This window comes from Kribbella turkmenica (genome assembly GCF_004348725.1).
GTDB lineage: Bacteria > Actinomycetota > Actinomycetes > Propionibacteriales > Kribbellaceae > Kribbella > Kribbella turkmenica.
In genome coordinates, this window is the sequence record NZ_SMKR01000001.1 from 12790 (window position 1) to 31581 (window position 18792).

Sequence of the window (18792 nt, forward strand, 5' to 3'; positions counted from 1 at the left end):
ATGTCAACGTGGTCGGGAGGCGGTTCATGGCGGGCGTCAGGGCAGAGCAACGGGAGCGGACGCGGGCGGTGCTGCTGGAGGTGAGCCGCAGGCTGTTCGCCTCCCGCGGTTACGCCGCGGTCGGACTGGCCGAGTTGGTCCAGGCGGCCGGCGTCACCAAAGGTGCGCTGTACCACCACTTCGAGGGCGGAAAGGTCGACCTTTTCCGGGCAGTGCTGACCGGGGTCCACGAAAAGGTCGGTGCGGTGGTCGCGGCGGCCGCCGAGGCCGAGACCGATCCGTGGGACCAGTTGCTGGCCGGCTGCCGCGCGTTCCTGGTCGCCGCCACCGATCCCGCCGTACGGCGGATCATGCTGGTCGACGGTCCCGCTGTCCTCGGCTGGAGCGAGTGGCGGGCGATGGACGAGGCCCAGTCGGCCAGTCACCTCGCCGAGGCGCTGGCGATGCTCGTGGCGGCGGGCGTCATCGCTGCGCAGCCGGTCGCGCCGCTGGCCAGACTGTTGTCCGGGGCAATGAACGAGGCCGCCCTCTGGCTCGCCGAGACCGACGACCCCAACGCCCTCGACGACGTCACCTCGGCCCTGTTCCGGATGCTCGGCGCGCTCCGGTGATCAGCTGCCCGAGTGCTCCTGGGCGAGCGGTCTTGGGGACCGGTCCGGAGTCGGCGCCGGCGCCGTCCGTCCGGGCGTTCCGGACGACGGCGGTGCTCGCCCGAAAGCTCCGCTGCGCGACGGGCGAGCGACTGCGAACGGACGGGCTCACCACCCAGCAGGCCACCGTGTTCACGGCCGCGGCCGCGCTCGGCGAGTCGTTCCTGGCCGAGGCGGATCCCGCGGACCGGCGCCGTGCTTAAGGCAGTCCTCGGGAGTGCGGCGTTCTTCTTCGCCGCGCCGTGTGTGGTGGGCGGTGTGATCCCGTGGTGGATCAGCGGCTGGGCCGGACCGCGGTTCTGGCCCGGGCTCGTCCTGGTCGCCGTTGGGGCCTCCGTCGTACTGCGGGCGTTCGTGCGGTTCGTCCGGGAAGGACGCGGTACGCCGGCGCCGGTCGCGCCGACCGAGGAGCTCGTGATCGGCGGCGACTACCGCTTCGTCCGCAACCCCATGTACGTGGGGGTGGTGACGGCGATCCTCGGTCAGGCGCTCACCTTCCTGGACCTCGTCGTTCTCGGGTACGGCGTCGTCGCGTGGGCCGTGATGGCGTCCTTCGTCCGGTGGTACGAGGAACCCCTCCTGCTGCGACGGTACGGCGCTCGGTACGAGGACTACCGGCGGACTGTCCCGGCCTGGGTGCCGCGACTCAGACACTGACCGGCCGACCGTCGGCGTCGCGGAACAGGCCGACCGCGAGCGAACCGCGGTGCAGGATGTGCGGGATGTCGGCCCAGGGGAACAGTGGCTCGGTCGCGCTCAGATTGCGCAGTCGCTCGAGCGCCTTGTCGGACGGTGTGGACAGGGTGGCGACGGTGGTCGCGCTGTACGGGAGGTAGTCGGTGGCCGGCTGTGGGCGGAACAAGGGGTCGTGGCGCTTGAGCAGGATGCAGGTGCGCTCGGGATCGAGCAGGTCGGCGTCGAGGGTCCAGTAGTCGAGAGCGGCCGGCCCGATCCGGCCGGACTCGCGAAGGGCGTCGAAGATCGGCGCCGGATGGACGGGGGACAGGAAGACCACGTCGCGCCAGCGGCAGCCGAGCGGATGGACCGGGTTGTCAATCGTCTGCGGACGGTACGAGTACTTCCCGGCCTCCCGCTCGTAGAGGTCGGGGTGCTGCTCGCGGAGCAGGTCGAGCGGCAGGATCTCGGTCCCGCGGAGGTCGTGGATGGCGGCTCGGTAGAGAAGTGTCGGCATACGAAAGAGCCTCCGAGTGCGGGAACCCGCACCGGAGGCTGCCCTTCATTCTACCGGCCGGACGAGTCGGCCGGCCAGTTCTCTGCGTGGCTGCAAAGTCTCACAGCTAACAAATTTGCAGTGAGTGCAAGTTTGTTCCTCGCCTGGTCCGGTGAGGCAGGCAGAGGGCGGGGTGCGGGAGCGGAAGTAGCGCGAGACGCGGGCGGCGCTGGCCGAGGCTGCCTTGCGGCTGGCGTTGGAGAAGGGCGCGGACAACGTCACCGTCGAGGAGATCGCCGAGGCGGCGGACGTATCCGAGCGGACTTTCCTCAACTACTTCCCGCACAGGGAGCACGCGATCCTCGGGCGCAACCCCGAGCACATGGAGCGCGCGCTGGAGCGGCTGCGGACCGCGCCCGCCGGGGAGTCGCCGCTGACCACGATGTGGCACGTGGTCAGCGAGGTGCTGGCGGACCTCGAACGCGACGGTGGGCTGTCGCCGCGGCGAGCTGATCATGAGCTCGCCGAACCTGCTCTACCAGCTGATGATGTCCAGCTTCGACGACGAGCGGCAGCTGACCGCCGCGCTGGCCGGGGCGGATGGGCGAGCCGGCCGGCTCGGTGCGTCCGGCCCTGGTCGTCAGCACCGCCGGAGCCGCCTGCCGGGTGGCGATGGAGCTGCACAAGGCCTTCCCGGACCGATCCGTCCGCGACCTGGTCGCCGAGGCTTCCACCTACTTGCCGAGGGCATCGACCCCGCCTTCGGTCCGGCAAGTACCAGCGAACCGACGACGAAAGCTCACTCATGACAACGACCTCGTCACCCTCCCCGTCGCCGGAGAACGTCGCCGGAGGACGTCGCCGGCGACGCCGCGGGTGAGGTCCCTCGTCGCGATCCTCTTCATCAAGGAAAGGGCCCTCACCACCTCGGCGGCCGAACGCCGGGCCGCCGAGGAGCCTGACATCCTGGACACATGATCGTTGCATTCAGCATCAGCCCTTCCGGTGGCGACGAGACCGGAGGCGTGAGCCGGGCGGTGGCCGAGGCCGTCCGCGTGGTCCGCGCCTCCGGTCTGCCGAACGAGACCAACGCGATGTTCACCAACGTCGAGGGGGAGTGGGACGAGGTGATGGCGGTGGTGAAACAGGCGGTGGACGTGGTGGCCGCGGTCTCGCCGCGAGTGAGTCTGGTGCTGAAGGCCGACATCCGGCCCGGGTACACCGGCCAGCTCACGGCAAAGGTCGAGCGGATCGAGGAAGCGCTAGGCGACTGAGTTGAGGACGCCGATCACCTGGTCGTAGCGGTTCTCCCGTTCGGCGTCGCGGAGGAAGCGGACGCGGTCGACCAGGATCTCGTCGGCGTCCGGGTGCTGCCGGAGCAGGCTGACCGACTCGTCCAGGAACGCGTCCAGCGGCATCCACTCGGGGTCCGGGGTGCCGTTGAGCAGTCCGGTCTGAACGGCCGGCGGGACCAGTTCGATCACCTGGACACCGGTGTCCGCGAGCTGGATCCGCAGGCTCTGGGTGTAGCTGTGGACCGCGGCCTTGGTGGCGCTGTACGTCGGGGTGTGCACCAGCGGGACGAACGCGAGCCCCGACGACACCGTCATGATCACGGCGTCCGGCTTCGCCAGCAGGTACGGCGTGAACGCGGTGATCGTCCGGATCGTGCCGAGCAGGTTGATGCCGATCGTGTCCTCGCTGGTCGCCAGGTGGGCCGGATCCCGCAGGTCCTCGAGCTGCATGACGCCGGCCATCGTGACCACCACGTTGAGGTCCGGGTGCCGCGTGGTGACGGTCTCGACGGCGGCCGCGATCGACTCCGGGTCGGCGACGTCGAGGGTGATCCCCTCGATGCCGTCCTCGGCGGCGATCCGGTCGAGCAGGTCCTTGCGGCGACCGCTGATGATCACGGTGTTGCCGAGGTCGCGGAACTTCCGGGCCAGCCCGAGACCGATACCCGAGGTGCCGCCGGTCATGAAGATGGTGTTGCCAGTCGTTTTCATGCCTTCAGCCAACGCCGCCCGGGCGGCGGCAACCAGGCTCGCCTCAGCCTCTGCTCGGCAGGCAGTGGATCACCGCCCGGAGTCCGGGACACTGGAGTCATGGAGTACGGCGGCCTGTCCGATTTCCTGCGGAAACGACGCGAGGCCCTGCAGCCCGAGGACGTGGGCATGCCGCGTGGCCGGCGCCGCCGTACGCCCGGTCTGCGGCGCGAGGAGGTCGCCGCGCTGGCGTCGATGTCGGCCGACTACTACAGCCGGCTCGAGAGTGGCCGCGGCCCGCAGCCGTCGGTCGACATGCTCGGCTCGATCGCCCGGGCGCTCCGGTTGACGCTGGAGGAGCGCGACCACCTGTTCGTGCTCGCCGGGCACGGCCGGCCGCCGCGGACGACCCGGGCCGGTCACGTCGACCCGGGGATGCTGCGGATCCTCGACCGGCTGCAGGACACGCCCGCGATGCTGCTCAGCCGGCACGGCGAGACCCTCGCGCAGACGCCGGCGCACGTCGCGTTCGCCGGCGAGCAGACCAACCTCGAAGGGATGGAGCGCAGCGAGTTCTACCGCTGGTTCGCCGACCCGGCGTCGCGGACCCTGTACCGCGAGCCGGAGCTGTCGACCCACAGCCGGATGCTGGTCTCCTGGCTGCGTTCGGTCGCCACCGCGGACGGCCCCAGGTCGTACGCCGCCCAGCTGGTCCGGACCCTGCAGAACCTGAGTCCGGAGTTCGCCGCGATCTGGGACGTCCACGAGGTCGGGGTCGCGCACAGCCGGACCAAGCGGTTCGACCATCCGGTGGTCGGCGAGCTCGAACTGTACTGCGAGGTGATCGACAACCGTGACCAGCAGCAGACGCTGGTCGTCTTCACCGCGACGCCCGGCAGCGAGAGCGCGGAGAAGCTGCAGCTCCTGTCGGTGCTCGGCGGTCAGACACTCGACCCGGCGCGCTGAACCGTCGTCCGCCGGCTGAGGTAGTAGGCGAACAACGCGGTGGGGAAGAACATCACGATGCCGTAGACCGCCACCGGGATGGACATCTCGCTGTTGCCGAGCAGGCTCGGGCTGAGCGCGATGGTGAGCGCGAGGGTCGCGTTGTGGATGCCGATCTCCATCGAGCAGGCGATCGACTGCCGCTCACCCAGGCCGGTCAGCCGGGGAACGGCGTACCCGAGCGCGAGGCTGAGGACGTTCAGCAGTACGGCGACCACGCCGACGGCGGCGATGTAGTCGAGCACGTTGTCGCGCTCGCTGTAGATCGCGGCGAAGATCACCAGCGCCAGCACGAGGATCGAGCCCAGCTTCACCGGCCGCGCCATCCGCTCCGCGAACGCCGGCAGCTTGTTCCGCAACAGCATGCCGAGGGCGACCGGGACCAGCACGATCGCGAACACCTGCAGCATCTTGGCCGGTTGCAGGCCGATCTCGCCGTCGCCGAGGAAGTGGGCCAGCGACAGGTTGACCACGATCGGCAGGGTGATCACGGCGAGCACCGAGTTCACTGCGGTCAGGGTGACGTTCAGGGCCACGTCACCGCCGGCCAGGTGGCTGAACAGGTTGGCCGTCGTGCCGCCCGGCGACGCGGCCAGCAACATCATGCCGACGGCCAGTGCGGGCGCCAGGCCGAAGAGTTCCACCAGGCCGAAGCAGATCAGCGGAAGCAGGATCACCTGGACGCCGAGTGCGATCAGGACCGCTCGCGGCATCCGGAGTACCCGGGTGAAGTCGGCGACCGTCAGGGTCAGGCCGAGGCCGAGCATGATGATCGCGAGCGCGATCGGCAGCAGTACCGAGGTCAGCACGGAGTCGTCCATCTGCGAGCCCTTCGAAGGTCGGTGGCTCAGGGTGACAGCGACGCGGGCCGGGAGCAAGAGTTCACCTGCGACGGCACGACCGCCCAGTCCTTCCGGCTGACTGCGATGTGAACTTCGGCTAGGTTCACGCGCATGAGAATCCTGCGTGTGGCCGCGATTGCGGCAGGAGGTCTGCTGTTGATGTCTCAGCTCGTCCCCGCCCAGGCGAGCGGCAAGCCGTCGTACGAGTGGGAGCTGACGCCGACCGGGAGTACGGCGCAGTTCCGCGGGCTGGCGACGGTGAGCAAGGACGTCGCCTGGGCCGGTGGGTCGGGTGGGCAGGTGCTGCGGACCGTCGACGGCGGGAAGCACTGGCAGAACGTCAGCCCGGCCGGCGCGGAGACCGTGCAGTTCCGCGACGTCGAGGCGTTCGACGCCGAGCGCGCGGTGGTGCTGTCGATCGGGAACGGCGAGGACTCGCGGGTCTACCGGACCGCGGACGGCGGCAGGTCGTGGACCGAGACGTTCCGCAACACCGACCCGAACGCGTTCTACGACTGCTTCGACTTCTTCGACGGCAAGCGTGGGCTGGCGTTGAGCGATCCGGTGGACGGCAAGTTCCGGATCCTCGCCACCGCGGACGGCGGCAGGTCGTGGAAGGTCCAGCCGACGGCCGGGATGCCGGCCGCGCTGCCGGGTGAGTTCGCGTTCGCGGCCAGCGGCACCTGCCTGGTCGCCGGTTCCGGCCGGACCGCGTGGTTCGCGACCGGCGGCGGCGACCGGCCGCGGGTGTTCCGGACCGTCGACGGCGGCAAGCGGTGGACGGTCGCGGACTCGCCGATGGCGAGCGGCGAGGCGGCCGGGATCTTCAGCCTCGCGTTCCGCAACTCGCTGTTCGGCGTCGCCGTCGGCGGTGACTTCCTCAAGCCGACCGAGGCGGTGAAGGCCGCCTCGGTCACGGACGACGGTGGCCGCAGCTGGAAGCTGGTGCCGGCCGAGAAGGCGCCGAAGGGCTACCGGAGTGGTTCCGCGTTCGTGCCGAACACGCCCGCTACCGTGATCGCGGTGGGCCCGTCGGGCAGTGACGTGAGCTACGACGGCGGGCGCAGCTGGGAGCAGTTCTACGACGGCAGCTTCGACAGCGTCGAGTGCGCCGGGCACGGATCCAAGGCCGGGTGCTGGGCCTCTGGTGCGCGGGGCGCGGTCGCCCGGCTGACCCGGTGATGTTCAGGTGGGCGACACTCGCACGTCGCCCACCTGACCGCGGCGGTGGGGTGGGAAACGTATCCAGATCTGCCAGGATTGGGACCATGCGCAAACTCTTGCTGGGGACGATTGCGGGACTTCTGATGCTGGCACCCACCTCGGCGGTCGCCGCCGAGCCGGCGGACACGGCCGGCCGGCCGGAGCGTCCGCTGACCGTGATGACGTACAACATCCACCACGGCGCCGGGTACGACGGCGTCCTCGACCTGGAGCGGATCGCCGTCCTGATCGAGAAGTCCGGGGCGGACGTGATCGGGCTGCAGGAGGTGGACCGGCACTGGAGCGAGCGGAGCAACCGGGTCGACCAGCCGGCCTGGTTCGCCAAGCGGCTGAACATGCACTACGGGTACGCGGCCAATCTCGACCTGCCGCCGTTGAACCCGGGTGAACCGAACCGGCAGTACGGGACCGCGATCCTGTCGCGCTACCCGATCAAGGACTTCACCAACACCCTGCTGCCGAAGTACCCGGGCCAGGAGCAGCGCGGCCTGGCGGTGGCGACGATCAAGGTGCGCGGGGTCGAGTTGCGGTTCGCGAACACCCACCTGACCCACAACAACAACGCCGAGCGGCTCGAGCAGGCGCAGAAGGTGGTCTCGGTGCTCGGGGCGTCCGAGCAGCCGACGATGCTGGTCGGCGACCTGAACGCCCGGCCGGACGCGCCGGAGATCAAGACGCTGACCGCGTTGCTGTCGGACACCTGGGTCGATGTCGGCACCGGACCCGGGTACACGAGCCCGGCCGAGAACCCGACGGCCCGGATCGACTACCTGCTGCACAGCTCCCGGGTGACGCCGAAGAAGGCCGCCGTACCGGTCTCGCCCGCCTCCGACCATCTCCCGGTGGTGGCTTCCTACACCGTTCGCTGACCACCGTCCGACGCGCCGACGGCGCCCTCCGGCTCAGACCGGTGGGCGCCGTTTTTCGTTGCCCCCGGCAGCGGTCCGGTCGCAGCGCGCGCGAAATCACAAGCTTGTAGTTTGTCAACCCGACACGCAGGTGAAATGAAGTTACTTGTGTGAAAGGTGTTCCCATTGGGGCTGCAGGCAACTAGTGTCGCGTATGAGGTCCAAGAGGACCAAAAGTTCACGAACCCTGGGGAAGGGGTTCGTGACCGGCGGAAGGAACGACCCGATGCGGACGCCCTCAGGGGCCATGTCCGGTCGGCGGGTCGCGGGCACTGGGAAGACCGGCAGAGCGCTGCTCTCCGGGGTGCTCGCGGTCTGTCTGGCCGGCTCGATGGCCGTCATCCCCGTCCCGGCGCAGGCCAAGCCGAAGCCGCCGGTCATTCCGTCCAAGGGTGCGGTCGAGCGGGCCGAGCAAGCCGCCTCCGCGAAGGCCGCCCAGGTGAAGGCGATCGAGAACCAGCTCGCCGCCGCCGGCGCGCGGCTCGAGCAGCTCGGCGTCGCGACCGGGATCGCCGCCGAGGCGTACAACGGCGCGGTCTACAAGCTCCAGCTGGCCAAGACCGAGGCGGCCCAGGCGGCGGTCCGGGCCGCCAAGGCGCAGCAGACCCTGACGACCCAGCGACAGCTGATCGGCCGGTTCGCCGCGGCGTCGTACCAGGGTGGTGGCGACGTGGCGCAGCTGGCGCCGCTGTTCACCGCGGACGGGCCGCAGCAACTGCTGGACTCGGCCGGGGCCGCACGCTCGGTCTCGGCCGCGATGCAGGGGTCGTACCTGCGCTACACCGCGACGCAGGTGGTGACGAACCTGTTCAAGGTGCAGGCCGACCAGGCCGTCGTGAAGGTCAAGCAGGCCACCGACGAGGCGGCCAAGGCCAAGAAGGCCGCCCAGGCCGCCGAGCAGGCCCAGGCGTCCGCGGTCACCGCGATGGGCGTCGAGCGGAAGCAGGCGATCACGCAGCTCGCCGTCCTGCAGAACACGTCGACCGAAGTGGCCGCCCAGCGGCAGCGGGGACTCGAGGAGCTTGCGCGCCAGCGAGCCGCCGCACTCGCCGCGAAGAAGGCCGCCGAGCTGCAGCGCCGCATCGCCGCCCGGGAGGCCGCCGAGCGGCGGCGGGAGGCGGCCCGGGAAGCGGCCGAGAAGGCGCGCGCGGAGCGTGAGCGGCGCGAGCAGGAGAAGGAGCAGCAGAAGGACCCGGGGAAGAGGCCGCCGAAGAACGAGAAGCCGGACCGGCCGCGGGACGACGACCGGCCCACGCGTCAGGGTGCCGGGGCCGCGATCGACTTCGCCCTGGACCAGCTCGGCGACATGTACTTGTGGGGCGGGACCGGCCCGAACCGGTGGGACTGCTCCGGCCTGACCCAGGGCGCCTGGGCGAAGGCGGGCGTCTACCTGCCGCACTACAGTGTCGCGCAGTACGAGCAGGTCCGGCACATCGACGAGGACGAGCTGCGGCCCGGTGACCTGATCTTCTGGTCGGTCGATCCGGACGACCCGGGCACGATCCACCACGTCGGCATGTACCTCGGCAACGGGCGGATGGTGCACGCGCCCCGGTCCGGCAAGCCGGTGCGGATCGACAGCGTGTACTACTGGGAACCGCCGGACTTCTTCGGCCGCCCCTGAGTTCTTGCCTCCGGCAAGCTCCTTGTTGCCGGAGGCCCCTTCTAGTCAGCCGGTGTCCGCCCGTCCGGCGCAGGACGGTGCCACTGATGAATCCTTTGCGCGGCAAGACGATGCTCGCCTCCGCGATGGCCAGGGTCCGGGTGCGGACGGGCGGCGGCCCGTTGACCGGGAGTGGTTCACCGCCCGGTGCCGAGGCGGTCGACGGTCCGCAGCCCTCGTCGAGCGTCGCCGGGACGTGGTGCGCACGGACCGATGCCGGGGCACCGGGTGACTACCGAACGTCGAGCGCCACGGCAGGGTCAGGCGACTTCCGGGCGCCGGACGACGCCGGGGGTGGTTCGGGCAGTGAGGCGACGGCGCCGCGGGTGGAGCCGACGCCGTACTCGTTGGTCGGCTGGTAGGCCGGGGTCAGTGATGCTCGGTCTTCAGGCGCTCGAAGGAGGCGGAGATCTCGGCCTCGGCGTCGGACCGGCCGACCCAGGTGGCGCCCTCGACGGACTTGCCCGGCTCCAGGTCCTTGTAGACCTCGAAGAAGTGCTGGATCTCGAGCCGGTCGAACTCGGGCACGTGATGGATGTCGCGCAGGTGCTCCTGGCGCGGGTCGCCCGCCGGGACGCAGAGAACCTTGTCGTCCGGCCCCTTCTCGTCGGTCATCCGGAACATGCCGATCGCGCGGGCCCGGATCAGGCAGCCCGGGAAGGTCGGCTCGGTCAGCAGCACCAGTGCGTCCAGCGGGTCGCCGTCCTGACCGAGGGTGTCCTCGATGAACCCGTAGTCGGACGGGTACTGAGTGGCCGTGAACAGGGTGCGGTCGAGCCGCAGCCGGTTCGTCTTGTGGTCCAGCTCGTACTTGTTGCGAGTGCCCTTGGGGATCTCGATGAAGACGTCGAACTCCATACGGCAGATACTGTCACGGTTCCGACCGACCGAATGACAGGAGCAGCCCGGTGATCCGTCCTCCTCGTGCGGCGTTCGTCACGCTGCTCGCCGCAGCGCTCGGAGTGAGCCTGGCGAGCGGTGCCGAGGCCGCGCCCGGATCAGCCCGGACCGCGCAGGTCCAGGCGCCGGCTGTGCTGGCCCCGGCGAAGGCCGAGGGGGTCGCGCCGACCGCGGCCGGCGTCCGGAAGGCGCTGACCCCGATCCTCGCCGACCCGGCGCTCGGCAAGCACCGCGGCATCTACGTGTACGACGCCTCGCGCGACCAGCCGGTGTTCTCGTTCGGTGCGACGACGCCGTACGTCCCGGCCTCCACGCTGAAGCTCCTGACGACGGTGGCGGCGCTCGACGCGATCGGCGCGGACCGTACCTTCACCACGAAGGTGGTCAGCGCCACCCCGGGCTCGCTGATCCTGGTCGGCGGCGGCGACCCGCTGCTGACCGTGAAGCGCCAGAAGGATCCCACCGACTACCCGACCCGCGCCTCCCTGCAGGACCTGGCCGCGAGTACGGCGAAAGCGCTGAAAGCTCAAGGCGTCCGAAGCGTCACGCTCGGGTACGACGCCTCGCTGTTCACCGGACCCGCGGTCAACCCGAGATGGCAGCCGAACTACGTCCCCGAAGGCATCGCGGCGCCGACGTCCGCGCTATGGGTGAACGAGGGCCGACTGACGCCGGGCATGGCCAAGCGCGCCGACTCCCCGGCGCAGGCGGCGGCCTCGGCGTTCGCGGCTCAGTTGCGCGCGGCCGGCGTCACCGTGGCGCCCGCCCTCCGGGCGGCGGTCGCGCCGGCCGCGGCGAAGCCGGTCGCGCAGGTGGCTTCGCCGAGTGTCGGCGAGATCGTCGAGTACGTGAACCTGCACAGCGACAACGACGGTGCGGAGGTCCTGCTGCGGCACGTCGGTCTCGCGACGAACAACGGCGGTTCCACCGTCGGCGGGGTCAAGGGCTTGAAGGCGACGCTCACCAAGCTCGGTCTGGACGTCAGCAAGGCCCAGATCTACGACGGCAGCGGCCTGACCCGGACAAATCTCGTTCCACTGCACGTGCTGGCCGGTGCGGTCCGCGTGGCGGTGTCGGACGACCACCCCGAGCTGCGGCACCTGCTGACCGGGCTCCCGGTCGCCGGGTTCAGCGGGAGTCTCGAGGACCGGTTCGCCACGGCCGGGACCGGCTCGGGTACCGGACTGGTCCGTGCCAAGACCGGCACGCTCACCGGGGTGCACAGCCTGGCCGGGCTGGTGCGGGACCGCACCGGCACGCTGCTGGTCTTCGCGGTGGCGTCCGACAGCGTGCCCGTTCCCAAGACGCTGGACGCCCGGGCGGCCCTCGACCGAGCGTCCGCCGTGCTGGCCAATTGCGGCTGTGCCGGCTGAACGGCAGGCGCATGTTGGGACATGCGACTAGGGTCGACACCATGAACGAGCGGAGCGAGTTCATCATCGAGCGCAGGGTGCCTTGTGTCTCATCCGCGCCCGGAGCGAAGCGAGGACGTGGATGAGTACGGAAGGCCCGGCGGCGGCGGAGATGGTCGACTGGCAGCTGGCGACCGGAGTGGCGCGCAAGCTCCTCCGGCCAGGCCCGGCGGTCAGTCGCGCCGAGGCGGATCAGGTGGTCGCCGAGTTGCGCCAGTTCGCGGCCGACTCCGAGCACCATGTGCGCGAGTTCACCGGGCTGACGGCCACCTCGGCCACCGCGCCGGTGGTGATCGTCGACCGGCCCGGCTGGGTGCAGGCGAACGCGGACGGCTTCCGGACCGTCCTGCAGCCGCTCGCGGACAAGCTGCGCGAGAAGGCGGAGCGGGCCGGCGGGCTGTCGTCCGCGGTCGGCTCCCGGGTGACCGCGATCGAGGCCGGCGCGCTGCTCGCGTTCCTGTCGTCGCGGGTGCTGGGTCAGTTCGACCCGTTCTACCCGTCCGAGCCGGACCCGGACCGCCCCGACCTCACCGGACGGCTGCTGCTGGTCGCGCCGAACGTGATGCACGTGGAGTCCGAGCTGGGCGTCGTACCGCGGGACTTCCGGTTGTGGGTGTGTCTGCACGAGGAGACGCACCGGGTCCAGTTCACGGCCGTGCCGTGGCTGCGGGACCACCTGCGGTCGGAGATCGCGCTGTTCCTCGACCAGGCCGAGCTGGACGCGTCGGCGTACGCGGCGATGTTCCGGGAGGCCGTGCAGCGGCTGGGGCGGTCGGTGCGGGGCGAGGCCGAGCTGAGCCTGGTCGACCTGATGCAGTCGCCCGAGCAGCGGGCCGTGCTGGACCGGCTGACCGCGGTGATGTCGCTGCTGGAGGGCCACGCGGACTTCGTCATGGACGGCGTCGGCCCGTCGGTGATCCCGACCGTGGACACCATCCGGTCCAAGTTCACCTCCCGCCGGCAGAGCGGGAACCCGGTCGACCAGTTGCTGAAGCGGCTGCTCGGCCTGGACGCCAAGCTGCGGCAGTACAAGGACGGCGCCGCGTTCGTCCGCCAGGTGGTCGACAGGGTCGGCATGGAGGGGTTCAACCGGGTGTGGACCGGGCCGAACACCCTGCCGACCAAGCACGAGATCGCGAGCCCCGATGCCTGGGTCACCCGACTCCACGGCTGAACCGCCCGGCAGGTGGGCGGCCGAGGAGTTGGTGGAACACCGGAGGGGGAAGCTGCACCCCGCAGTGGCGCGCACCCGGGAGGCGGTGCGCGGCGTGCTGTCGGAGCTGCCGCCGGGCACGACCGTGCTGGTCGCCTGCTCGGGCGGCACCGACTCGCTCGCGCTGGCGGCCGCGACCGCCTTCGAGGCCCCGAAGCTGAAGTTGCGCGCCGGCGCCGTCATCGTCGACCACGGCCTCCAGGCCGACTCCGCGCAGACCGCGGAGATCGCCGCCGGGCAGTGCCGGTCGCTCGGCCTCGATCCGGTGCAGGTGCGGGCCGTCGAGGTCGGTAGCGAGGGCGGGCCCGAGGGAGCGGCCCGAGTGGCCCGGTACGACGCTCTGCGGGACGCGGCCGACGAGTTCGGGGCGGACTTCGTACTGCTGGCTCACACTCGGGACGACCAGGCCGAGACTGTATTGCTAGGGCTCGCCCGCGGCTCGGGTGCTCGCTCGCTGGCCGGAATGGCCGCGGTCGCCGGACTGCTGCGCCGGCCGTTCCTCGAGCTGCCCCGCGCGACCACGGCCGCCGCGTGCGTGGCTTCCGGGCTGCGGCCCTGGCACGACCCGCACAACGACGACCCGCAGTTCACCCGGGTCCGCGTGCGCCACGAGGTGCTCCCGGTGCTGGAGGGGGCGCTCGGGCCCGGTGTGGTCGAGGCGCTCGCCCGGACCGCGGGGCTGCTCCGGGCGGACGCGGATGCGCTGGACATGCTCGCCGCCGAGGTCGCCGAGACCGCGGTACGGCGTACGGACGGGGAAGTGCATTGTGACGTCGGCACGCTCGAGTCGCAGCCGGACGCCGTCCGCACCCGGGTGCTGCGGCAGGCGGCGCTGGAGGCGGGCTGCCGGGCCACGGACCTCACCGCCGGGCACGTCGCCGCGGTCGACGCGCTCGTCACCGGCTGGCGCGGGCAGCGCTGGATCGACCTGCCGCAAGGGATCCGGGCCGCCAGACGGGGTGGATTCATCGTCCTCGGTCCCGATGTGACAGGCTGATCGCGTGGATGCGTCGGACATCGAGAAGGACCTGAGCAAGATCCATTACACCGAGGACCAGATCCTGGCGAAGCTGCGGGAGCTGGCAGGGCGGATCGAGCGGGACTACGAGGGCAAGGACCTCCTGATGGTCGGCGTCCTGCGCGGCGCCGTGATGGTGATGGCCGACCTCGCCCGGTCGTTCGGCCGGCACGTCGAGATGGACTGGATGGCGATCTCGTCGTACGGGTCGGGCACCAAGTCGTCCGGGGTGGTCCGGATCCAGAAGGACCTGGACACCGACATCACGAACCGGCACGTGCTGATCGTCGAGGACATCATCGACACCGGGCTGACGCTCAGCTGGCTGGTCAGCAACCTGGAGTCCCGCAAGCCGGCCTCGCTCGAGCTGTGCACCGCGTTCGTGAAGCCGGACGCCGCCAAGATGGCGGTCCCGGTGAAGTACGTCGGCCTCGAGCTGCCGGACGAGTTCGTCGTCGGGTACGGGCTCGACTACGCGGAGAAGTACCGGAACCTGCGGTGCGTGGCCACGCTGGCCCCGCACGTCTACTCCTGAGCTGCGCGCGGACCTTCCCTTCCCACACCCCGGTCCTGGCCGCCGGGGCAGAATTGGTGACAGCCTGTACAACAGGTCGTACGGTCCTTTGGTGACCCTCGTGGTGTGTTGTCTTGTGCGGCACGAGACACTTGGACTGGTGTTACCGTCTCAAGCCCGCAAACCCGGGCCTGCCGAGCTAGGAGGGACGGGGCTCAGGCCTCGATCATGGACGTGAAGCGTATCTTCCGCGGACCCCTGTTCTGGATCGTCGTCGCCTTCCTGGGCGTTCTGGTGATCGGACAGCTCCTGACCGGCTCGACCGGGTACAAGACCGAGCCCACCGGCCAGGTCGTGCAGCTGATCCAGCAGGCCACGAACTCGTCGGACAAGACGATCAAGTCGGTGACGCTGATCGATCCCGACCAGGAGATCCGGGTCGAGAAGACCGACGGCACCAAGATCCGGGCGCACTGGGTCGACGGCCAGGCGAACGCCCTCGGCCAGTCGGTGCAGAAGCTGTTCGACGACAAGAAGATCGAGCGGTACGACGTCGAGAACCCGAAGCCGAGCTTCATCGGCCAGGTGTTCTCCACGCTGATCCCGTTCCTGCTGATCGCGGTCGTGTTCATCTTCCTGATGAACTCCATGCAGGGCGGCGGCTCCCGGGTGATGAGCTTCGCCAAGTCGAAGGCCAAGCTGATCACCAAGGACACCCCGAAGACCACCTTCGCGGACGTGGCCGGCTGTGACGAGGCGATCGAGGAGCTCGGCGAGATCAAGGAGTTCCTGCAGGAGCCGGGCAAGTTCCAGGCGGTCGGCGCGAAGATCCCGAAGGGCGTGCTGCTCTACGGCCAGCCCGGTACCGGTAAGACCCTGCTGGCCCGCGCGGTCGCCGGCGAGGCCGGCGTGCCGTTCTACTCGATCTCCGGGTCGGACTTCGTCGAGATGTTCGTCGGTGTCGGTGCGTCCCGGGTCCGCGACCTGTTCGAGCAGGCCAAGACGAACGCCCCGGCGATCGTGTTCATCGACGAGATCGACGCCGTCGGCCGGCACCGGGGCGCGGGCCTCGGCGGTGGCCACGACGAGCGCGAGCAGACCCTGAACCAGCTGCTGGTCGAGATGGACGGCTTCGACGTCCGCGGCGGTGTGATCCTGATCGCGGCCACCAACCGGCCCGACGTCCTCGACCCGGCGCTGCTGCGGCCGGGCCGGTTCGACCGGCAGATCGCCGTGGACGCGCCCGACCTGCCCGGTCGTGAGCAGATCCTGAAGGTGCACGCCCGCGGCAAGCCGATGGCGCCGGACGTGGACCTGACCGCGGTCGCCCGCCGGACGCCGGGCTTCACCGGTGCCGACCTGGCCAACGTGCTGAACGAGGCGGCCCTGCTCACCGCCCGCTCGAACAAGCAGGTGATCGACAACCGTGGGCTGGACGAGGCGATCGACCGCGTCATCGCCGGTCCGCAGCGCCGCAGCCGGCTGATGTCCGACAAGGAGAAGGTGCTGACGGCGTACCACGAGGGCGGGCACGCCCTGGTCGCCGCCGCGCTGCCGCACTCCGACCCGGTGCAGAAGGTGACGATCCTGCCGCGCGGCCGGGCGCTCGGCTACACCATGGTGATGCCGGACGAGGACAAGTACTCGACCACCCGGTCCGAGATGCTGGACAAGCTCGCCTACATGCTGGGCGGCCGGGCGGCCGAGGAGATGGTCTTCCACGACCCGACCACCGGCGCCAGCAACGACATCGAGAAGGCGACCGCGCTGGCCCGCGCGATGGTCACGCAGTACGGCATGACCGAGCGGCTGGGCGCGATCAAGTTCGGCCAGGACAGCAGTGAGCCGTTCCTGGGCCGCGACATCGGCAGCCAGCGGAACTACTCCGAGGAGATCGCGGCCGCGGTCGACGAGGAGGTCGGCAAGCTGATCCTGAACGCGCACCAGGAGGCCTTCGACATCCTCGCCGAGAACCGGGCGGTCCTGGACCACCTGGTCGAGGAGCTGCTGGAGAAGGAGACCCTGGACAAGAACGAGATCGCCCGGGTCTTCGCCCCGGTGGTCAAGCGGGAGCGGCGGCCGGCCTGGACCGGTTCGTCCACCCGGGTGCCGTCGGACCAGCCGCCGGTGATGCCGGTGCCGACGCGCGGCGAGCAGAACGGCTCGCTGTCCGACGTGCTGCCGGGCGGTGCGGTCGGCCCGGACGAGGCCGTCAAGCCGCCGAACTACGGCAGCGGCCCGACCCCGCCGTCACCGAAGGACTGAGCACCATGAACGCCGCCGTCCGGGCCCGGGCGGCGGCGTTCGTCGTTCCCGGCGGGTCCGGCGACCTAGAGTGGCCCGATGACGTCGCCGAAATTCGATCACGCTCGCGCCGAGCGGGCGGTCCGGGAGCTGCTGATCGCGATCGGGGAGGATCCCGACCGCGAGGGGCTCAAGGAGACCCCGGCCCGGGTGGCCCGCTCGTACGCCGAGATGACCGGCGGACTGGGCCAGCGGGCCGAGGACGTGCTCACCACCACGTTCGACATCGGTCACGACGAGATGGTCCTGGTGAAGGACATCGAGGTCTGGAGCCTGTGCGAGCACCACCTGGTGCCGTTCACCGGCGTCGCGCACGTCGGCTACATCCCGAGCCGGGAGGGCCGGATCACCGGGCTGTCGAAGCTCGCCCGGCTGGTGGACGTCTATGCGAAGCGGCCGCAGGTGCAGGAACGCCTGACCACCCAGGTCGCCGACTCGCTGATCGAGTTGCTGGAGCCGCGCGGCGTGATCGTGGTGATCGAGTGCGAGCACCTGTGCATGACCATGCGCGGCGTCCGGAAACCGGGCGCCAAGACGATCACGTCGGCCGTCCGCGGCCAGCTCCGCAACCCGGTGACCCGCGCCGAGGCGATGAGCCTGATCGTCGGCTGACGTCGCCCCCGCCGACCGATTCCGCGCGGGCCGTAGCTTCCGTGCCGTTGTCTTCGTTGGAGTTTGAGAGCCGGAATCTGTGGACATTCTGTCGCTGACCGTTTACTTTCCGTAGGGTGCGTTCGGTCGACAGGACCGGAGGCCGGCGTGAGGGAGGACAAGGATGTCGGGGCGTTTCCGGGTCGGCGCCGCACTTGCCGGGGCCGTCGTACTGACGGCGGCCGGGCTGGTCGCGGCGAACTGGGCCACCGCAGATTCACGGTCCGCGGAGATCAAGCCCGGTCAGCTGACCGACCGCTCGCCACTGGTCGCGGAGACGCTCGAGACCCAGCTGCAGTCGGAGCTCGGGTCGAAGGCCGTCGGCACCTACTACGACGACGCCGGTGAGCTGGTCGTCGCGGTGTCCGACCTGGCCGCCGCCGACCTGGTCCGCCAGGCGGGCGCGATCCCGAAACTCGTCCGCTTCACCGCCGACCAGCTGAACGCGGTCCAGGCCGAACTGAACCGGCTGGCCGTCGGCTCGAGCGCCGGCAAGGTCCGGTCCTGGTACGTCGACCCGATCTCGGGCACCGTGGTGGTCACCGTGCCGAAGGGCGCCCACGACCTGATCACCGAGCGGTTCCTCGAGCGGGCCAGGGAGTACGGCGGCCTGGTGACGATCCGGTCCGCGGCCGGCACGGTGACCACGACCGCCGACGACTTCGGCCTGCGCGGCGGGATGAAGGTCGACAAGAACACCGGGTACGTCTGCTCACTCGGGTTCAACGCCCGGACCACCAAGGGCACCCGGATCTTCCTCACCGCCGGGCACTGCACGGCGGGCAAGCCGTCGTTCTCCCGGAACGGCTACATCCTCGGGAACACCCGGACGTCGAGCTTCCCGGGCAACGACTTCGGCACCGTCGGCGTGATCGAGGGCTGGGACCAGCAGGGGTACGTCGAGGGCTGGGGGGCCGGGAACGTCGCGGTCAAGGGGATCGCGAACGCCACCATCGGGTCGACGCTGTGCAAGTCCGGCAAGAGCACCGGCTGGACCTGCGGCCGGATCGTCGCGCGGAACGTGACCGTGAACTACGGCAACAACCGGGTCGTCCGCGGCCTGTTCCAGCACACCGCGTGCACCGAGGCCGGCGATTCCGGCGGCGCGAACATGACCGGCAACTACGCCCAGGGCATCTCCAGCGGGGCGGCGCTGATCAACGGCCAGTGCCTGGAGAAGCACGGCCGGCCGAGCGAGTCCTACGCGCAGCCGATCGCCGAAGTCCTGCAGTCCACCAGGTCCCGGCTGGTCCTGAGCAACTGACTGGGCGGCGGCCTGTTCTTCCGCTGGGGGTGGGGCCCACTACGGTGGGTGGGTGGGAACTGAGTCGT

General features: G+C 70.4%; 21 protein-coding genes. 17 read left to right on the forward strand and 4 right to left on the reverse strand.

All coding sequences use genetic code 11. From position 1 onward, the window contains the following. Positions 1-26 precede the first annotated feature (26 nt). The 3 genes from E1218_RS00070 to E1218_RS00080 are packed head-to-tail and all read left to right on the forward strand — an operon-like array spanning position 27 to position 1307. Positions 27-611: a TetR/AcrR family transcriptional regulator gene (locus E1218_RS00070; RefSeq protein ID WP_132314844.1), complete on the forward strand. Its 585-nt coding sequence runs from the start codon at positions 27-29 to the stop codon at positions 609-611. Positions 612-643: 32 nt separating this feature from the next. Next, positions 644-853, forward strand: coding sequence for a hypothetical protein (locus E1218_RS00075; protein WP_132314846.1), 210 nt, complete (start codon positions 644-646; stop codon positions 851-853). Then, positions 846-1307 carry a methyltransferase family protein gene (locus E1218_RS00080; protein ID WP_132314848.1) on the forward strand — a complete coding sequence of 154 codons (462 nt, stop codon included), beginning with the start codon at positions 846-848 and terminating at the stop codon, positions 1305-1307. The genes E1218_RS00075 and E1218_RS00080 overlap by 8 nt, the downstream gene beginning before the upstream one ends. Here the strand turns inward: E1218_RS00080 and E1218_RS00085 are convergent. Beyond that, positions 1297-1842 carry a hypothetical protein gene (locus tag E1218_RS00085; protein ID WP_132314850.1) on the reverse strand — a complete coding sequence of 182 codons (546 nt, stop codon included), beginning with the start codon at positions 1840-1842 and terminating at the stop codon, positions 1297-1299. The genes E1218_RS00080 and E1218_RS00085 overlap by 11 nt on opposite strands. A 579-nt stretch (positions 1843-2421) precedes the next feature. Here E1218_RS00085 and E1218_RS36890 point away from each other — a divergent pair. Both E1218_RS36890 and E1218_RS00095 read left to right on the forward strand, forming a co-directional pair. Then, entirely contained in the window at positions 2422-2799 is a 378-nt protein-coding gene (locus tag E1218_RS36890; protein WP_233711908.1) for a hypothetical protein, read from the forward strand. Next, positions 2796-3095: a thiamine-binding protein gene (locus E1218_RS00095; protein WP_132314852.1), complete on the forward strand. Its 300-nt coding sequence runs from the start codon at positions 2796-2798 to the stop codon at positions 3093-3095. Before E1218_RS36890 ends, E1218_RS00095 begins: the two co-directional genes overlap by 4 nt. Here E1218_RS00095 and E1218_RS00100 read toward each other — a convergent pair. After that, complete coding sequence (locus tag E1218_RS00100; protein ID WP_132314854.1) at positions 3084-3827, reverse strand: SDR family oxidoreductase; 744 nt, start codon at positions 3825-3827, stop codon at positions 3084-3086. The two genes, E1218_RS00095 and E1218_RS00100, sit on opposite strands and share 12 nt — an antisense overlap. Positions 3828-3926: 99 nt before the next feature. Between E1218_RS00100 and E1218_RS00105 the strand changes: the two genes are divergently transcribed. Then, entirely contained in the window at positions 3927-4772 is an 846-nt protein-coding gene (locus E1218_RS00105; RefSeq protein ID WP_132314856.1) for a helix-turn-helix transcriptional regulator, read from the forward strand. Here the strand turns inward: E1218_RS00105 and E1218_RS00110 are convergent. Further along, the gene (locus tag E1218_RS00110; protein WP_132314858.1) at positions 4748-5632 is read right to left on the reverse strand and encodes a bile acid:sodium symporter family protein; all 885 of its coding nucleotides are present in this window, start codon (positions 5630-5632) and stop codon (positions 4748-4750) included. The genes E1218_RS00105 and E1218_RS00110 overlap by 25 nt on opposite strands. 132 nt (positions 5633-5764) lie before the next feature. On the opposite strand from E1218_RS00110, the gene E1218_RS00115 reads away from it, so the two are divergent. From E1218_RS00115 to E1218_RS00130, 4 genes are all read left to right on the forward strand, one after another. Further along, positions 5765-6835, forward strand: a complete 1071-nt coding sequence (locus E1218_RS00115) for a WD40/YVTN/BNR-like repeat-containing protein (RefSeq protein ID WP_132314860.1) — start codon at positions 5765-5767, stop codon at positions 6833-6835. An 86-nt stretch (positions 6836-6921) separates the two neighbouring features. Then, complete coding sequence (locus E1218_RS00120) at positions 6922-7746, forward strand: endonuclease/exonuclease/phosphatase family protein (protein WP_132314862.1); 825 nt, start codon at positions 6922-6924, stop codon at positions 7744-7746. Between the two features lie 265 nt (positions 7747-8011). Next, on the forward strand, positions 8012-9409 hold the full coding sequence (locus E1218_RS00125) for a C40 family peptidase (RefSeq protein ID WP_132314864.1): 1398 nt from the start codon (positions 8012-8014) through the stop codon (positions 9407-9409). Between the two features lie 86 nt (positions 9410-9495). Further along, a complete protein-coding gene (locus tag E1218_RS00130) occupies positions 9496-9810 on the forward strand; it encodes a hypothetical protein (protein WP_132314866.1) in 315 nt (104 codons plus the stop codon). Positions 9811-9817: 7 nt separating this feature from the next. On the opposite strand, the gene E1218_RS00135 is transcribed toward E1218_RS00130, so the two are convergent. After that, entirely contained in the window at positions 9818-10306 is a 489-nt protein-coding gene (locus tag E1218_RS00135; RefSeq protein WP_132314868.1) for an inorganic diphosphatase, read from the reverse strand. 50 nt (positions 10307-10356) lie between these two features. Here E1218_RS00135 and dacB point away from each other — a divergent pair, with 50 nt between their 5' ends. The 7 genes from dacB (at position 10357) to E1218_RS00170 (ending at position 18724) form a co-directional block, all read left to right on the forward strand. Beyond that, positions 10357-11721, forward strand: coding sequence for a D-alanyl-D-alanine carboxypeptidase/D-alanyl-D-alanine endopeptidase (gene dacB / locus E1218_RS00140; RefSeq protein WP_132314870.1), 1365 nt, complete (start codon positions 10357-10359; stop codon positions 11719-11721). Positions 11722-11842: 121 nt separating this feature from the next. Then, the gene (locus E1218_RS00145) at positions 11843-12934 is read left to right on the forward strand and encodes a zinc-dependent metalloprotease (protein ID WP_132314872.1); all 1092 of its coding nucleotides are present in this window, start codon (positions 11843-11845) and stop codon (positions 12932-12934) included. A gap of 31 nt (positions 12935-12965) precedes the next feature. Then, entirely contained in the window at positions 12966-13970 is a 1005-nt protein-coding gene (gene tilS / locus E1218_RS00150) for a tRNA lysidine(34) synthetase TilS (protein WP_325052798.1), read from the forward strand. A 4-nt stretch (positions 13971-13974) separates the two neighbouring features. Beyond that, positions 13975-14526 (forward strand): hypoxanthine phosphoribosyltransferase, encoded by a 552-nt coding sequence (gene hpt / locus E1218_RS00155; RefSeq protein WP_132314876.1) that lies wholly within the window; start codon positions 13975-13977, stop codon positions 14524-14526. A gap of 207 nt (positions 14527-14733) precedes the next feature. Further along, the gene (gene ftsH / locus E1218_RS00160) at positions 14734-16770 is read left to right on the forward strand and encodes an ATP-dependent zinc metalloprotease FtsH (RefSeq protein ID WP_132314878.1); all 2037 of its coding nucleotides are present in this window, start codon (positions 14734-14736) and stop codon (positions 16768-16770) included. Positions 16771-16848: 78 nt separating this feature from the next. Further along, positions 16849-17421 carry a GTP cyclohydrolase I FolE gene (folE, locus tag E1218_RS00165; RefSeq protein ID WP_132314880.1) on the forward strand — a complete coding sequence of 191 codons (573 nt, stop codon included), beginning with the start codon at positions 16849-16851 and terminating at the stop codon, positions 17419-17421. 163 nt (positions 17422-17584) lie between these two features. Further along, a complete protein-coding gene (locus E1218_RS00170) occupies positions 17585-18724 on the forward strand; it encodes a S1 family peptidase (protein ID WP_132314882.1) in 1140 nt (379 codons plus the stop codon). Positions 18725-18792: the final 68 nt, after the last annotated feature.

Bases quoted from the DNA above. Each gene is read 5' to 3' on its own strand.
- E1218_RS00070 (WP_132314844.1), top strand. From the start codon at position 27: ATGGCGGGCGTCAGGGCAGAGCAACGGGAGCGGACGCGGGCGGTGCTG.
- E1218_RS00085 (WP_132314850.1), bottom strand. From the start codon at position 1,842: ATGCCGACACTTCTCTACCGAGCCGCCATCCACGACCTCCGCGGGACC.
- E1218_RS36890 (WP_233711908.1), top strand. From the start codon at position 2,422: ATGGGCGAGCCGGCCGGCTCGGTGCGTCCGGCCCTGGTCGTCAGCACC.
- E1218_RS00095 (WP_132314852.1), top strand. From the start codon at position 2,796: ATGATCGTTGCATTCAGCATCAGCCCTTCCGGTGGCGACGAGACCGGA.
- E1218_RS00100 (WP_132314854.1), bottom strand. From the start codon at position 3,827: ATGAAAACGACTGGCAACACCATCTTCATGACCGGCGGCACCTCGGGT.
- E1218_RS00105 (WP_132314856.1), top strand. From the start codon at position 3,927: ATGGAGTACGGCGGCCTGTCCGATTTCCTGCGGAAACGACGCGAGGCC.
- E1218_RS00110 (WP_132314858.1), bottom strand. From the start codon at position 5,632: ATGGACGACTCCGTGCTGACCTCGGTACTGCTGCCGATCGCGCTCGCG.
- E1218_RS00115 (WP_132314860.1), top strand. From the start codon at position 5,765: ATGAGAATCCTGCGTGTGGCCGCGATTGCGGCAGGAGGTCTGCTGTTG.
- E1218_RS00120 (WP_132314862.1), top strand. From the start codon at position 6,922: ATGCGCAAACTCTTGCTGGGGACGATTGCGGGACTTCTGATGCTGGCA.
- E1218_RS00125 (WP_132314864.1), top strand. From the start codon at position 8,012: ATGCGGACGCCCTCAGGGGCCATGTCCGGTCGGCGGGTCGCGGGCACT.
- E1218_RS00130 (WP_132314866.1), top strand. From the start codon at position 9,496: ATGAATCCTTTGCGCGGCAAGACGATGCTCGCCTCCGCGATGGCCAGG.
- E1218_RS00135 (WP_132314868.1), bottom strand. From the start codon at position 10,306: ATGGAGTTCGACGTCTTCATCGAGATCCCCAAGGGCACTCGCAACAAG.
- E1218_RS00145 (WP_132314872.1), top strand. From the start codon at position 11,843: ATGAGTACGGAAGGCCCGGCGGCGGCGGAGATGGTCGACTGGCAGCTG.
- ftsH (WP_132314878.1), top strand. From the start codon at position 14,734: ATGGACGTGAAGCGTATCTTCCGCGGACCCCTGTTCTGGATCGTCGTC.
- folE (WP_132314880.1), top strand. From the start codon at position 16,849: ATGACGTCGCCGAAATTCGATCACGCTCGCGCCGAGCGGGCGGTCCGG.
- E1218_RS00170 (WP_132314882.1), top strand. From the start codon at position 17,585: ATGTCGGGGCGTTTCCGGGTCGGCGCCGCACTTGCCGGGGCCGTCGTA.